Below are 15,199 nucleotides of genomic sequence, written 5' to 3' on the forward strand. Positions count from 1 at the left end.
CCCAACAAGGACTCCGAATACATTAGCGCAAACCAACTCCGTTATTACTTAATTGTAGTTGCAATAACGGGGCGGACCATACATTTTTTATGCTTTTCAAATTATGAGAAGTTCTGCTTGAAGAGGTGTTTTGGTTAGGAGGTTTACTCAGACTTCGGTCGTTACGACTCGACCGCTAAAGTACTCGTTAGCAACAATATAAGCCGTATTCCTCACTAGCTCGTCTTGAATTTGCGCCCAATGTCGTTCATCTACATCTTCACTCGTATGATTTACTGAAGGGATGACACCACCAACTCGGATGTTGAAAGGGGTCAGTTCTTTTGCCCAGCTGTGGGTAAAACCAGAGACTAATGCCGCCATGCTTTCCACACCCGTGAGATCTTCATGATTATCATGAGAAATGACATTGACGATTACGCCTTTCTTTTCTCTGGAGCGGAAGCGCTCTGCGCTCACTTGACCATAGGTATAAAGAAAGCGAGCCGCAGATGAAAGATGATCGATATAAGTACTCATTGGTTCTGGAGCCATCAAACTTGGCATTGGTGAACTGGTCCAACAATTGACGATGACATCTGGTGTCGCACCAAGCTGAGATTCTATTTGGTCAAACAATAAATTGATGGACGTGGTGTTATCACTGCACACATTAATGGCGTACACCTTATCTGAAAAGGCGCTAATTTGCTCATAACTGGCTCTCAAGGCCGTTGGATTCTGGTCGCAAAGAACAATCGTTGCCCCTAAGTGGGCAAAGTGACTAGAGCATGTTCTGCCGAGGATAGTTCCTGCGGAAGTGACGAGAATGATTGATTCTTTAATATCCATAGCACCTACACTGTCATTTCTTGTGTTAAACAATACATCAGTGGTTTGTGCTAACAGCATGGATGAATTTTTATGAGCTCAGTGTGAAAAGCTTCAAAGTAACGCTTTTGAACCGCAACTATTGTTTGGGAATTTGTAAGGCGTCACATTTCTGACGTGTGCAGAATGCAATCAGTTGGGGTGAACACGGAGCGTTAAGCTTGCGCTTGGATTTGATACTGACGCTGTGCCGTCACTAATTGATTGTAAAGCCCAGCGTCAGGAATCAGTGTTTTGTTACGTTCGCCTAAACAACGGCGCTCATGACCGGAAAGGTTGTGATAGACGTTTTCCGGTAGGTTGAACGTGTCTTGAGGCAAATATGTTAGTGCATCAGGTTTAAGGTAGTGGCTTAGCTTAGCAGACGGTAAACCCGCATCATGAAACTGCTTTGCTTGCTCTGCAGCTAGCTCGTAACTGCTGCTGTCTGAGCGAAGCGCTTGTGGTTGTGATAAACCAAACTGTTTACGAAGGAGGTCATCGCTTGTAATGACTTCTTGTACTTCTTCAACCGGGACTACATCGCGAACATCATTAGAGAACATAGACAGAATCAGCGAGAAATCAGCGCGGCGACCTTCATGTACAGCATGGTTAATACCATTGCCGAACTGAAGTTCGTTGATGATTACTGCCTTGTCTAAAGTATGGATTTGCATGATGTTCCTCGCTTAATGCACTTTTAACGGCAACGAAGGGAAGAACTTTAGGAAAAAGAGGGGATTAATTGAAAAAATAGGTCGGAGAAGCAATAAAAAAGCCCGCAATAATGCGAGCTTTTAAATATGACTAAATTGAACTTAGGGGGAAGTAAATTACTTCGCTAGGTTCTCAGCTACGAAGTCCCAGTTTACAAGAGCCCAGAAGCCGTTCATGTAATCAGGACGTACGTTGCGGTAATCGATGTAGTACGCGTGTTCCCAAAGGTCAACAGTTAGAAGTGGAGTGGTACCTTCTTCTGTTAGAGGCGTTGCAGCGTTAGAAGTGTTAACGATCTCTAGAGAACCGTCAGCTTTCTTAACTAGCCAAGTCCATGAAGAACCGAAGTTGTTGATTGCTGAATCAGTGAACTTCGCTTTGAATTCTTCGAAAGAACCGAATGCTGCGTTGATTGCTTCAGCAACTGCACCAGTTGGTTCGCCGCCCGCGTTTGGAGCTAGACAGTGCCAGTAGAACGTGTGGTTCCAGATCTGTGCTGCGTTGTTGAATACGCCACCAGTAGAAGTCTTGATGATCTCTTCTAGTGTTTTGCCTTCGAACTCAGTACCAGGGATAAGACCGTTTAGCTTAACAACGTAAGTGTTGTGGTGCTTACCGTGGTGGAAATCTAGAGTCTCTGCAGAGATGTGTGGTTCTAGTGCGTCTTTCGCGTAAGGTAGAGCTGGTAGTTCAAATGCCATTGCTCAATTCTCCATAGATATGAAAGGGTTACCTTTCGATTGCTTCCAGTGTTTTTATTTATATGTAGTCTTTACGACTGACTTGAAAAGTATTTTAGCAAGTTTTTACTTTATTAAAACCCCGATATGAAAATATTTTAAGATAAAACCAATAAAGACTTACTAATTATATGGTTTATATTCTGTGTTTATTGAGTAAAATGTGGCAATAACTAAAGTTCACATCCATGAATGAGGAAGCGATGGAAACTATCGATAAAATCAAACAGCAGATCTCTGAAAACACAATCTTGCTGTACATGAAAGGATCACCGAAACTGCCTAGCTGTGGTTTCTCTTCTCAAGCAGCACAAGCGCTAATGGCATGTGGCGAGAAGTTCGCTTACGTAGACATCCTACAAAACCCAGACATTCGTGCTGAACTACCTAAATACGCTCAATGGCCTACATTCCCACAACTATGGGTTGAAGGCGAACTGATCGGTGGTTGTGACATCATTTTGGAAATGTTCCAGAAAGGTGAGCTTCAGCCTCTTATCAAAGAAGCGGCAGCACGCGTTGAAGGTGACGCTGAGTAATTCGTAAATACTCACATTTGGCGATAGAATACAAAGGAGCCGCATTGGCTCCTTTTTCTTTTTTAGGTTAGTGGAATGAACTTGAAGCTTTACTACGTACATGATCCAATGTGCAGCTGGTGTTGGGGCTACAAACCAACCATCGAAAAATTGAAGCAGCAACTGCCGGGTGTGATTCAGTTTGAGTATGTTGTGGGTGGCCTTGCGCCAGATACTAATCTGCCGATGCCTCCAGAAATGCAACAAAAGATCGAACAAATTTGGAAGCAGATCGAGCGCCAGCTTGGCACCAAGTTCAATTATGATTTCTGGACCTTGTGTACGCCAGTAAGAAGTACATACCAATCATGCCGTGCGGTTATCGCCGCGGGGTTCCAAGATTCTTATGAGCAAATGTTAGAAGCAATTCAGCATGCGTACTACCTGCGAGCTCTTCCTCCTCACGAAGAAGCAACGCACCTGCAATTGGCAAAAGAGATTGGTTTGAACGTTCAACAGTTCAAAAACGATATGGATGGCGCTTTGTTAGAAGGCGTGTTCCAAGATCAGTTGAGTCTTGCAAAAAGCCTTGGTGTGAACGGGTACCCAAGCTTGGTACTGCAAATCAACGATGCTTACTTCCCGATTGAAGTTGATTACCTATCGACTGAGGCGACGCTAAAGCTTATTCGAGAGCGCATCGTTGATAATATGTCCGCTCAATGATTGAATTGAAGCCTCTAAAGCGTTATTCGTAGGTATTCAAATTAACAAAAAGCCGCTCACTCGAGCGGCTTTTTCGTAACGAATTGTATCCATTCAAATGATGCGATTACAGCACCATTGCAGCAATCCAACCGAAGATGATCAGTGGAATGTTGTAGTGGATAAATGTCGGAACTACGGTTTCCCAAATATGCTCGTGTTGGCCATCCGCATTTAGCCCCGATGTTGGACCTAAGGTTGAATCAGAAGCTGGAGAGCCTGCATCACCTAGCGCAGCAGCAGTACCGACTAGTGCGATAGTTGCCATTGGTGAGAAGCCGAACGCTAGTGATAGCGGGACATAGATAGTTGCAAGGATTGGAATCGTAGAGAACGATGAACCAATGCCCATAGTGACCAATAGACCAACAATCAGCATAAGCAGAGCAGCTAGAGGTTTGTTATCGCCGATGCTTGTTGATAGTGATTGTACTAGTGTTTCAACGCCGCCAGTTTGCTTCATTACTGCCGCAAAACCTGCCGCTGCAATCATGATGAAACCGATCATTGCCATCATGTGTACACCTTTAGTGAACACATCGTGCGTCTCTTTCCATGCGATAACACCACCGAAGGTGAATACCATAAAGCCAGCTAGTGCACCGATGATCATTGAGCCCGTGTATAGCTGTACGCTTAGCGCAGCAAGAATACCTAAGCCAGCAACCAAAATGTGTTTCTTATTTAGCTTCTCTTCAGATTCTTGAACAACGGTCAGTTCAGTTTCTTTGTATTCACGAGGTTTACGGTAGCTAAAGAAGATTGCCGTCAGAAGGCCAAACAACATACCTGCGCCCGGCAACAGCATTGCTGTCGGTACTTGGCTTGCCACGACATCTGTTAGACCATTGTCATGTAAGTTCTTCAATAGGATGTTGTTTAGGAAGATGCCACCAAAACCGATTGGTAGAATCATATAAGGCGTGATCAAACCGAAGGTAAGCACACAAGCGACCAAACGACGGTCCAGCTTCAGCTTAGCGAAAACGCCCAAAAGAGGTGGAATCAAAATTGGAATAAAGGCGATGTGTACCGGAATCACGTTTTGAGATGACATGGTGACAAGGACAAGCACAACCAATACTGCGTATTTAAGACCAGTAGTCGACGCAGAGCTTTCTTTGCCATTTAGGCGCTTGATAACGCTTTTAGCAAGTAGGTCAGTAATCCCCGAGCGAGAAATCGCAACGGCAAATGTACCAAGCATTGCATAGCTTAATGCGATGGTTGCACCGCCGCCGAGTCCGCTTTCAAAGGCAGAAACAGTATCGGTAAGACTCATACCAGCAACAAGGCCACCAACGATGGCACTAAACGTGAGGGCAACCACCACGTTTACGCGCATCAATGCTAACACGAGCATGACGCACACAGATATAACGACAGGATTCATACTTTTCCTAATATGTTGTGTTTATTTATTATTCTTCGCTAACAAGCGGCCAACCGCCTAGGGCCTTCCATTTGTTTACGATGCCGCAGAATAGCTCTGCAGTTTTTTGTGTATCGTAAAGCGCAGAGTGTGCTTCACGATTGTCAAAGTCCATCCCTGCTGTTTTGCATGCTTTAGCCAGAACAGTTTGGCCATAAGCAAGTCCACTTAATGTCGCGGTATCAAAAGTGGCAAATGGATGGAAAGGGACTCTTTTTAGTTTGCAGCGTTCGTTGGCTGCATTAACAAAACTTAAGTCGAAAGCCGCGTTATGCGCCACCATGATTGCACGCGAGCAATCTTCTGCTTTTTGCTCTTTACGGATCAACTTATAAATTTCTTTCAGCGCTTCTTGCTCAGAGACAGCACCACGGAGTGGGCTAAAAGGGTCACGAATGCCGTTGAATTCTAGCGCTTCTTTTTCTAAATTCGCGCCTTCAAAAGGTTCGATATGAAAATGAATGGTGGAGGCAGGATGCAAATCGCCGTTTTCATCCATGCTCAACGTTACGGCACAGATTTCTAAAAGTGCATCAGTTTGAGCATTGAAACCTGCGGTCTCAACGTCAACTACCACTGGAAAATAACCACGAAAACGCTTTTTCAGGGTTAGAGCTTCATTTTCTATTGTCATGTTGGCTTATTTTTGTGTGACGAAGGCTGCATTATTGCAGATTCTATCGATGAGAAAAACCGCAATTTGGATAAATGTAGAATTCTGTTTCGTCCGTATTGGGTGAGACTTATAACTAAAAATAAGGGGGAAGGTCACCTGTTATTCTCGTGATGTTATTTCCCATTTTATGCGCTTGCCAAATCATCCCTTAAGTCCTTCTATCAAGTTGCTATTTTTATGTTGGCGGGATTTTTGCATTCTTTCACGTGTTTTTAATTCAGGCGAATAAGCGGCAATAGAGTGCCGTTTGAGAGATAGTACCTAGATGAATAAATGGCTTGTAACCAGTGGCGTCGCGTTATCTTTACTCAGTGCACATAGTTTTGCATCAATGGGTAAACGCTACGTCGCCACTCCGCAACAGTCACAATGGGAAATGGTGATGAATACGCCATTGGAATGCCAACTTGTGCATCCTATTCCTGGATTTGGTGACGCGGTATTTTCGTCTCGTGCGAGCAAAAAGATCAATTTGGATTTCGAACTGAAAATGCGCCGCCCAATGGGTGAAACACGCAACGTGAGTTTGATTTCAATGCCGCCTCCTTGGCGTCCGGGAGAGCATGCGGACCGAATCACTAATCTTAGGTTCTTTAAGCAGTTCGATGGTTACGTGGGTGGTCAAACGGCATGGGGCATTTTGTCTGAGCTAGAAAAAGGGCGCTATCCGACATTTAGCTACCAAGATTGGCAAAGTCGTGACCAACGTATTGAAGTTGCCTTGTCTTCGGTGCTTTTTCAGAGCAAATACAATGCCTTTAGTAACTGTATTGCTAACTTGTTGAAGTACAGTTTCGAAGATATTGCCTTTACGATTCTTCACTATGAACGTCAAGGCGATCAGTTAACAAAAGCGTCGAAGAAGCGTTTGGCTCAAATTGCTGATTATGTTCGTCACAACCAAGATATCGATTTAGTCCTTGTTGCAACCTACACAGATTCAACGGATGGCAAGAGTGCGAGTCAAAGTCTTTCAGAAAGAAGAGCAGAGTCACTTAGAGCGTATTTCGAATCTCTGGGTTTATCGGGTGATCGTATTCAAGTGCAGGGCTACGGCAAGCGTCGACCAATTGCTGATAATGGCTCACCAATTGGTAAAGATAAGAATCGCCGTGTGGTGATTTCGCTAGGACGAACTCAGGTTTAATTGAAATGCTAACCAAATAAAAACGCCAGAGTCAGACTCTGGCGTTTCTATATAACTGTGTTCTTGTTGAAAGTACTTATGCGCTTGTGTTGCTACCTTCATGTCACTTCAGCTAGTTTAAGCGAAATTTAGCAATGATTTCGCAATTCGTAGCCGTATCAATCTTTTCGACTTGTTTTGCAATCGCTGGATTCGGATGTCGTTTCATAAAATCAATCAGTGCTTTTGTACAGCAGCCAATCGAATCAATAAAGCTCGCGCAATCTTTGTTTGGGCACTGAGGAATCAGTGTGAGTACTTTTTCAGATGCGAGTTGCAGATATTTGAGTTCATACTCGGTATCGCCAGCCCAGCGCCAAAATTGAGCGAGGTTATGGCATGAAATCACTGAAATTAGTAAGCGTTCATCAGCTTCTATTTCCACGCATTCGCTAATATCTTCACTCAGGCTAAGGGCTTGCTGGTAATGAAGAATGCTGCGAACAGGGTCATCTAGTTGAAGAGCAGTATCGGCTAGAAGTGTGTGTTTTTCCCATTCACTGATCATTATCGTTTGTCCCACATATCGATGTTGCGAATAAATCTAAACGATAATTATTATCAAGTAAAGATATTTGTTTATAAATGAGCAGGCAGCTCTCAGATCTGCCTGTCATCTTTTACAGCATTTCAGAATGGGGGCTGGGTTTAGCCCTCTAATCCTGCTGATGCTTGCTTGTTTTGGATCAGCTCGATCATGTAGCCATCAGGGTCTTTCACGAAAGCGATGTGCGTTGTACCGCCTTTTACTGGGCCCGCTTCACGAGTGACATTGCCACCTGCTGCTTTGATTGCGTCACAAGTTGAGTAGATATCGTCTACGCCAATTGCGATATGGCCAAATGCAGAGCCTAAGTCGTACTCGGTTGTACCCCAGTTGTAAGTCAGCTCGATGACGGCACCTTGAGACTCATCACCGTAACCTAAGAATGCTAGCGTGTATTCGTACTCTTTATTTTCATTGGTACGAAGTAGCTGCATGCCCATTACTTCAGTGTAGAACTTGATAGATTTGTCTAGATCACCCACGCGTAGCATGGTGTGAAGAATTCGACCGTTTGACATTATTTGCTCCTAGCGATTGTTTCAGACGGGTTTATTCGTCTGGGTACACTTTTTCTTTGTATTCACAGAGATCTTCAATGATGCAGCTACCACAGCGCGGTTTTCTTGCCACACATGTGTAACGACCATGAAGGATCAGCCAGTGGTGTACATCAAGCTTAAACTCTTTTGGCACCACTTTTAGCAGTTTTTCTTCTACGTCATCGACGGTTTTACCCATCGCAAACTTTGTACGGTTAGAAACACGATAGATGTGTGTGTCCACCGCGATAGTTGGCCAACCGAAGGCGGTATTCAGTACCACGTTAGCGGTTTTACGACCGACACCCGGCAAAGCCTCTAGTGCTGCACGATCTTCTGGTACTTCACTGTTGTGCTTCTCTAGTAAGATCTTACAAGTCTTGATGGTGTTTTCGGCTTTTGAATTAAACAGACCGATGGTTTTGATGTATTCCTTTAAACCATCGACACCCAAATCAAGAATGCCTTGAGGCGTGTTCGCAACAGGGTAGAGCTTGTCTGTTGCCTTGTTTACGCTTACGTCCGTCGCCTGCGCAGAAAGCAGTACGGCGATAAGCAACTCAAACGGCGTGCTCCAGTTGAGCTCTGTCTGAGGATTGGGATTGTTTTCTCGGAGTCGTTCGAGAATTTCAATTCTTTTGACTTTGTTCATTGCTGACTTCCAAACCCGTCTTTGCGGTTTATGAAAAAGGCCCTACGAGTGGTAGAGCCTTGATTTTAGAATTCTTGTATTATGCGTTAGTTACGCGGGCGCGCTCAATGGCTGGTTTTTCTTCTTTCGGCTGACGTTCCTGAATTGAGCTGTCGATAACGTTTTTCAACGCAATCAAAAGTCCTACGCCGATAAACGCACCTGGCGGCAATAATGCCAGTAAGAAGCTGCTATCGAAGTGGAAAACTTGAATACGCAGTGCCGCAGCCCAGTCACCCAATAATAGGTCTGCACCATCGAATAAGGTGCCGTTGCCGATAAGTTCACGCATAGCGCCAAGTACAACTAATACGGTTGTCATACCAAGACCCATCCAGAAACCATCCAATGCTGCTGGTAATGGATCATTCTTCGATGCGTAAGCTTCCGCACGGCCGATGATAATACAGTTGGTTACGATCAATGGGATGAAGATACCCAGAGATAGATACAGTCCGTAGGCATAAGCGTTCATCAAGAGTTGAACACAAGTTACCAAGGCTGCGATGATCATAACAAAGACCGGAATACGGATTTCTTTTGGTACGTAGTTACGAATCAGTGAAACTGTCAGGTTAGAACCGACAAGCACCAACAAAGTCGCAATACCCAAACCAAGGGCGTTGGTAATGGTCGAAGAAACAGCAAGCAGAGGACACAAACCCAGAAGTTGCACTAGGGCAGGGTTGTTGCTCCACATGCCGTTTTTCATTAGCAGTTTATTTTCACTCATGGTTGCCTCCTGCGCAGTCTAGGGGCTGATTCAGAATCTCATCACGAGACTTATTTACATAGTTTACTGTGTTTCTCACCGCTTTCACTACCGCACGAGGGGTAATGGTTGCGCCAGTAAACTGATCGAAATCGCCACCATCTTTACGAACTCGCCAAGAATTCCAGTTACTTTCTGTCACTTGCTTACCGGTGAAGCTCAAGATCCAATCCGTAACGCGTAAATCAATTTTATCACCCAATCCCGGCGTTTCTTGATGGCTTAGGATACGGGTACCAAGGATCTTGCCTTGGTTATCGATGCCGGTAATGATTTTGATTTCACCGTTGTAGCCATCTGGTGCGATAGACTCAATTGCCATTGCCGTAGGTTTACCATCTTTGGTCGCAATGTAAGTTGGCATCGAGCGAACCGTACCTAGATCGGGTGCAGATACCATAGTACATGCTGCGACAAGGTTGTTGTCGTGCATTTCTTCCGGAATCACTTGGTTAAGAACCGATAGCAATTGCTTTTGTTCCTGAAGCTTAATTTGATCTTTTGTTAGGTACTGAGTCAGTGCCACAAGACCGGTTGTTGCACAGGCGAAGATCGCCAATGTCAGACCATTTTTTCTAATAGCGGTTAACATGTTTACCTCAGTGACCGTAAGTTCTTGGTTTGGTGTAGTAGTCGATCAACGGTACACACATATTGGCAAGCAGAACGGCGAACGCAACGCCATCTGGGAAGCCACCCCAACTACGAATAATGAATACCAACGCGCCGATGAGAGCACCGAAAATTAAGCGACCTTTCACGGTCGTTGATGCTGAAACAGGATCGGTTGCGATAAAGAACGCGCCTAACATCGTTGCACCTGAAAGTAGGTGGAAGATTGGTGACGCGGTTTCTCCCGGCATGATCAAGCTAAAGACGGTACTAAACAGTGCCAAGCTACCTAGGAAACCAACAGGAATGTACCATTGGATGATGCGTTTCTTGATCATCACTAGGCCACCAACCAAGTAAGCTAGGTTTACCCATTGCCAACCGATACCCGCAAGCCCACCAAACATTGGCTGTGAAAGTACTTCACTTGGCGTAGCACCAGTGTGAATACCGGTTTTGAATGCATCTAATGGAGTTGCCATTGTTACGCCATCCACGCCGGCACGAACTTGTTGTAGCGACAAACCATCAAAATCATAGCCAGTGAAGATCAGAGACAACGCGTCTGCAAAAGTCACATGCTCAGACATTAATGAAACAGGTGCACTCCAACTTGTCATTTGGACAGGGAAGGAGATAAGCAATACAACGTAAGCGACCATCGCTGGGTTAAATAGGTTTTGGCCAATACCACCGTATAAGTGCTTTGCAATAACGATGGCAAAAATCAAACCGATAACCATGATCCACCAAGGAGACCATGGTGGGATTGCCACAGCTAATAGCCAGGCTGTCACGATGGCACTGTTATCACGCAGCGCACGCATTGGAGAACGTTTACGCACAAGCATGACTAATGCTTCAAGTGACACTGCGACCGCAATAGCGAACACAAGTTGAATGATGGTGCCCCAACCAAAGAAATAGGTTTGAGCCACTAAGCCAGGAATAGCGCACAGTGCTACCCATTTCATCAAATCAGGCGTGCTGCGACGGCTGTGAGCGTGTGGTGAACTGGCAATAAAAAACGACATTACTCGTTCTCCTCAGTATTGTTCTTATTCGCTTCTTGCTGAGCTTTACGTGCTTTAGCGCGAGCAATGGCAGCGGCAACAGCAGCTTTCTTCGGATCCACTTCTGGTTCTTCAGAAGGTGTTTCTTCAACAGATTCTGTTTGTGCTTCTTGCTGAGCTTTACGTGCTTTGGCACGAGCAATGGCAGCGGCAACCGCGGCTTTCTTTGGATCCACTTCTGGCTCTTCAGAAGGCGTTTCTTCAACAGATTCTGTTTGTGCTTCCTGCTTCGCTTTACGTGCTTTAGCGCGAGCAATGGCAGCGGCAACCGCGGCTTTCTTTGGATCCACTTCTGGCTCTTCAGAAGGTGTCTCTTCAATAGACTCTGTTTGTGCTTCCTGCTTCGCTTTACGTGCCTTAGCACGAGCAATAGCTGCGGCAACCGCGGCTTTCTTCGGATCCACTTCTGGCTCTTCAGAAGGCGTTTCTTCAACAGATTCTGTTTGTGCTTCTTGCTGAGCTTTGCGTGCTTTAGCACGAGCAATGGCTGCGGCAACAGCAGCTTTCTTCGGATCCACTTCTGGTTCTTCAGAAGGAGCTTCAGCTTCAACAGATTCTGTTTGTGCTTCTTGCTGAGCTTTGCGTGCTTTAGCGCGAGCAATGGCAGCGGCAACAGCAGCTTTCTTTGGATCTTCAGATTGTTCTGCTGGTGTTTCCGCTTCTGCAGATTCCGTAGAGTCTTCTTGCTGAGCTTTGCGTGCCTTAGCGCGAGCAATGGCAGCGGCAACAGCAGCTTTCTTTGGATCTTCAGATTGTTCTGCAGGTGTTTCCGCTTCTGCAGATTCCGTAGAGTCTTCTTGCTGAGCTTTGCGCGTTTTAGCACGGGCAATGGCAGCGGCAACAGCGGCTTTCTTCGGATCTTCAGCTTGTTTAACAGGTGCTTCCGTTTCTACAGATTCGGTCGAATCTTCTTGTTGTGCTTTTTTCGCTTTAGCTCTGGCGATAGCTGCTGCGATGGCTGCTTTCTTATCACCAGCTTCAGTAGGTGTTGATGCGTCTTCTTGTTGAGCTTTCTTCGCCTTAGCACGGGCAATCGCTGCTGCAACCGCTGACTTCTTGTCGTCAGCATTATCCGTAGATGCGTCGCCTTGTTCTTTTTGCACTTTGCGTTCGCGAGCAAGGCGTTTGCGTTCTTCGCGTAGCTTCGCCATTTCTGAGTTATCAGGCTCGGCTGCGCCAGATTGAGCCGCTGCAGCTTGTTTCGCTTTTGCTTTGGCAATCGCGGCAGCAACCGCTGGTTTCACTGCTGGCTCGGCTTTCGCTTCAGTATTATCTTTTTGTGCTTTCACGCGAGCGATGGCTGCGGCAATCGCATCATCACCGCCAGAGGCTTTCATGTCTTTACGACGATCATCCGCGGCTTTCTTAAAGCGATTTTCACGTTCTGCTTTTTCGCGTTCCATACGCGCTTTCTTCTCTTCAAAGCGCAGCTTAGCTCGTTCAGCGGCTGCCGCTTCTTGAGCGCGTGTTCGGATTTCAGCTTTCGCTTGACGATAGTATTGAACCAGTGGGATTTCACTCGGACACACAAACGCACACGCGCCACATTCAATACAGTCTTTTAAGTTCAGCTCTTCCAGCTTTTCGTATTCTTGGCTTTTTGCATACCACTGAAGCTGCTGTGGCAATAGCGAGGCAGGGCACGCTTCCGCACATTGGCTACAACGGATACATTCCATTTCGTATTGGTCAGAAGCGATCTCACGACGCTTCGGTGCCAGAATACAGTTTGCTGTTTTAGTGATAGGAACCTGAGCGTGGGGTAGGGTAAAGCCCATCATTGGGCCACCCATGATCAGGCGCTGCAGTTTCTTATCTGATCTGTAGCCGAACTCGTCTAACAGTGCTTGTACTGGCGTACCAAGTAGCGTCCAAACGTTACGTGGTTGCTTGAAGGTCTTACCTGTCAGAGTCACGATGCGATTTACCACAGGTTCGCCATCGATCACTGCACGTTTAATTGAGTAGAGAGAACCAACGTTTTGAACCAGAATGCCAATATCAGCAGGGATAGCGCCGCTAGGAACTTCTTTGTTGGTTAAAATCTTGATGAGCTGCTTCTCACCACCAGAAGGGTATTTGGTTGGGATAACGCGAATCACGATGTCTTTGTTCATCGCCGCTTGTTCCAGCGCTTTAATTGCTGCTGGCTTGTTATCTTCAATACCAATGATGGTCAGTTTTGGCTTAAGGATATGCTCGACGATCTCGATCCCTTGGATCAGTTCGTCCGCATGCTCCTGCATGAGTTTGTCATCGGCGGTGATGTAAGGTTCACATTCAGCCGCGTTGACGATAAGAATTTCGGTACGTGCAATGCCCGATTGGATCTTCTTAGCCGTTGGGAAGCCTGCGCCACCCATGCCCGAGATACCAGCAAGGCGAATCACATCGATTAACGCATCTGCAGATTCTTGGGTATAATCGGCAACTGGCGTTTTCTCACACCAAGTATCGTTACCATCTGGCGTAATCACTGCGCACAGTTCGCTTAAACCCGATGGGTGAGCGACGGTTCGTGGCTCAATAGCTGTCACTTGCCCAGAAGTTGGCGCATGAACAGGAACGGTGAAACCACTGTCTGACGCCGTTAGCTGTTGACCTTTCAACACTGTGTCACCAACAGCAATCAATAGATTACCTGCTTTACCGATGTGTTGTTTTAAAGGTAGGACGATTTCCGACGGAATGGCTGCATGAACCAATTCAGTTTTGTTGGATTGCTTTTTGTTTTCTGCCGGATGCACGCCGCCTGGGAAATCCCATAGCGAACCAGTACGAATTTGTTCAATCAAAGACAACATACGAAACCTTATTTAATTGAATCAGTCACGTTCGCTGCATTGGCAGCATCCGTAATGTTAACTACTGGAATAGCGTTAAGCTTCCACTTCCAGCTCTCTGTGGTAGTTTCCACAGGAATCATTTCAATACAGTCAGTTGGACAAGGCGCAACGCACAAGTCACAACCGGTACACTCGTCTTTGATAACGGTATGAAGGGCTTTAGTACCACCAACAATCGCATCGACAGGACACGCTTGAATACACTTGGTACAACCGATACACATGTCTTCATGAATGAAAGCAACGGTTTTGACTTTGCTGTCGAGATCGTGTGCCGACTCTTCCGCTTCAACGCCCATTAGGTCCGCCAGTTTTTCAATGGTTGCTTGACCACCTGGAGGACATTTATTGATTTTATCGCCATTCGCGATTGCTTCTGCGTATGGACGACAACCCGGGTAGCCACATTGGCCACACTGAGTTTGAGGAAGAATAGAATCGATTTGATCGACAATCGGGTCCGCTTCGACTTTGAAGCGAATCGATGCAAAACCAAGTATGGCCCCAAATACAGCGGCGAGGGCAGCAAGAGCGATGATCGCAATTAAAATCGTACTCATCGTTTACTTCACCAAACCTGTAAAGCCCATAAAGGCAAGAGACATCAGGCCTGCGGTGATCATCGCAATCGACGCGCCTTTAAATGGCACAGGTACGTCAGCAGCGGCAATACGTTCACGCATTGACGCAAATAGGATCAGTACCAAAGAGAAGCCAACCGCTGCGCCAAAACCGTAAATGATCGATTCGATAAAGTTGTGGTTCTCGTTGATGTTAAGTAGAGCAACACCTAGAACCGCACAGTTCGTTGTGATCAGAGGTAGGAAGATACCCAACAGACGATACAGCGTTGGGCTGGTTTTGTGCACAACCATTTCAGTGAACTGTACAACAACAGCGATCACCAAAATAAAGCTCATGGTTCGTAAATATTCGATGCCCAGTGGACGCAAAACATAGCTTTCCACCAAGTATGCACACACAGACGCGAGCGTTAGTACAAAAGTTGTAGCTAAGCCCATGCCAATTGCTGTTTCCAGTTTTTTAGACACGCCCATAAAAGGACACAAGCCTAAAAACTTCACCAGTACAAAGTTGTTCACCAGCACAGTGCCGACCAACAACAAAATATATTCGGTCATAGTTATTACGTTCTTAAAATCCGATCCCAATATTATCGTGTTTTGTGACACCAATAACAACCAGAGAACGGTGTGGTTTTATGCGCCCGAT

General features: G+C 45.8%; 17 protein-coding genes. 3 read left to right on the forward strand and 14 right to left on the reverse strand.

Going from position 1 to position 15,199, the window contains the following annotated elements:
- Positions 1 to 147 precede the first annotated feature (147 nt).
- The 3 genes from VJL_RS22490 to sodB all read right to left on the reverse strand — a co-directional run bounded on the left by VJL_RS22490 (position 148) and on the right by sodB (position 2,270).
- Positions 148 to 891 carry an SDR family oxidoreductase gene (locus VJL_RS22490; protein WP_042601271.1) on the reverse strand — a complete coding sequence of 248 codons (744 nt, stop codon included), beginning with the start codon at positions 889 to 891 and terminating at the stop codon, positions 148 to 150.
- 134 nt (positions 892 to 1,025) lie between these two features.
- Entirely contained in the window at positions 1,026 to 1,529 is a 504-nt protein-coding gene (locus VJL_RS22495; RefSeq protein WP_038881573.1) for a VC2046/SO_2500 family protein, read from the reverse strand.
- Positions 1,530 to 1,685: 156 nt separating this feature from the next.
- On the reverse strand, positions 1,686 to 2,270 hold the full coding sequence (sodB, locus tag VJL_RS22500; protein WP_038881576.1) for a superoxide dismutase [Fe]: 585 nt from the start codon (positions 2,268 to 2,270) through the stop codon (positions 1,686 to 1,688).
- A gap of 242 nt (positions 2,271 to 2,512) precedes the next feature.
- Between sodB and VJL_RS22505 the strand changes: the two genes are divergently transcribed.
- A complete protein-coding gene (locus VJL_RS22505) occupies positions 2,513 to 2,848 on the forward strand; it encodes a Grx4 family monothiol glutaredoxin (RefSeq protein ID WP_009707292.1) in 336 nt (111 codons plus the stop codon).
- Between the two features lie 75 nt (positions 2,849 to 2,923).
- Complete coding sequence (locus tag VJL_RS22510) at positions 2,924 to 3,553, forward strand: DsbA family protein (protein ID WP_038881578.1); 630 nt, start codon at positions 2,924 to 2,926, stop codon at positions 3,551 to 3,553.
- A 106-nt stretch (positions 3,554 to 3,659) separates the two neighbouring features.
- Here the strand turns inward: VJL_RS22510 and VJL_RS22515 are convergent, their stop codons facing one another.
- Both VJL_RS22515 and rnt read right to left on the reverse strand, forming a co-directional pair.
- Positions 3,660 to 4,985: a Na+/H+ antiporter family protein gene (locus tag VJL_RS22515; protein ID WP_038881580.1), complete on the reverse strand. Its 1,326-nt coding sequence runs from the start codon at positions 4,983 to 4,985 to the stop codon at positions 3,660 to 3,662.
- Positions 4,986 to 5,013: 28 nt separating this feature from the next.
- Positions 5,014 to 5,658, reverse strand: coding sequence for a ribonuclease T (rnt, locus tag VJL_RS22520; protein ID WP_038869335.1), 645 nt, complete (start codon positions 5,656 to 5,658; stop codon positions 5,014 to 5,016).
- A gap of 307 nt (positions 5,659 to 5,965) precedes the next feature.
- Here rnt and motY point away from each other — a divergent pair, with 307 nt between their 5' ends.
- The gene (gene motY / locus VJL_RS22525; RefSeq protein WP_038881582.1) at positions 5,966 to 6,847 is read left to right on the forward strand and encodes a flagellar protein MotY; all 882 of its coding nucleotides are present in this window, start codon (positions 5,966 to 5,968) and stop codon (positions 6,845 to 6,847) included.
- A gap of 112 nt (positions 6,848 to 6,959) precedes the next feature.
- Here the strand turns inward: motY and VJL_RS22530 are convergent, their stop codons facing one another.
- The 9 genes from VJL_RS22530 to rsxA form a co-directional block, all read right to left on the reverse strand.
- Positions 6,960 to 7,394, reverse strand: a complete 435-nt coding sequence (locus VJL_RS22530) for a DUF2753 domain-containing protein (protein ID WP_005439686.1) — start codon at positions 7,392 to 7,394, stop codon at positions 6,960 to 6,962.
- A 140-nt stretch (positions 7,395 to 7,534) separates the two neighbouring features.
- Entirely contained in the window at positions 7,535 to 7,951 is a 417-nt protein-coding gene (gene gloA / locus VJL_RS22535; RefSeq protein WP_020196364.1) for a lactoylglutathione lyase, read from the reverse strand.
- Positions 7,952 to 7,982: 31 nt separating this feature from the next.
- Positions 7,983 to 8,624: an endonuclease III gene (gene nth, locus VJL_RS22540; RefSeq protein WP_038881585.1), complete on the reverse strand. Its 642-nt coding sequence runs from the start codon at positions 8,622 to 8,624 to the stop codon at positions 7,983 to 7,985.
- Between the two features lie 79 nt (positions 8,625 to 8,703).
- Positions 8,704 to 9,396 (reverse strand): electron transport complex subunit E, encoded by a 693-nt coding sequence (locus tag VJL_RS22545; protein WP_005439683.1) that lies wholly within the window; start codon positions 9,394 to 9,396, stop codon positions 8,704 to 8,706.
- Positions 9,389 to 10,027 (reverse strand): electron transport complex subunit RsxG, encoded by a 639-nt coding sequence (gene rsxG / locus VJL_RS22550; protein WP_038881587.1) that lies wholly within the window; start codon positions 10,025 to 10,027, stop codon positions 9,389 to 9,391. Before rsxG ends, VJL_RS22545 begins: the two co-directional genes overlap by 8 nt.
- A gap of 7 nt (positions 10,028 to 10,034) precedes the next feature.
- Positions 10,035 to 11,081, reverse strand: a complete 1,047-nt coding sequence (rsxD, locus tag VJL_RS22555; protein ID WP_009707287.1) for an electron transport complex subunit RsxD — start codon at positions 11,079 to 11,081, stop codon at positions 10,035 to 10,037.
- Positions 11,081 to 13,924: an electron transport complex subunit RsxC gene (gene rsxC / locus VJL_RS22560; protein ID WP_038881589.1), complete on the reverse strand. Its 2,844-nt coding sequence runs from the start codon at positions 13,922 to 13,924 to the stop codon at positions 11,081 to 11,083. The genes rsxD and rsxC overlap by 1 nt, the downstream gene beginning before the upstream one ends.
- An 8-nt stretch (positions 13,925 to 13,932) precedes the next feature.
- Entirely contained in the window at positions 13,933 to 14,526 is a 594-nt protein-coding gene (gene rsxB, locus VJL_RS22565) for an electron transport complex subunit RsxB (protein ID WP_005439677.1), read from the reverse strand.
- A gap of 3 nt (positions 14,527 to 14,529) precedes the next feature.
- Positions 14,530 to 15,108 (reverse strand): electron transport complex subunit RsxA, encoded by a 579-nt coding sequence (gene rsxA / locus VJL_RS22570; RefSeq protein ID WP_005425202.1) that lies wholly within the window; start codon positions 15,106 to 15,108, stop codon positions 14,530 to 14,532.
- Positions 15,109 to 15,199 lie beyond the last annotated feature (91 nt).

This window comes from Vibrio jasicida CAIM 1864 = LMG 25398 (genome assembly GCF_000400365.1).
GTDB lineage: Bacteria > Pseudomonadota > Gammaproteobacteria > Enterobacterales > Vibrionaceae > Vibrio > Vibrio jasicida.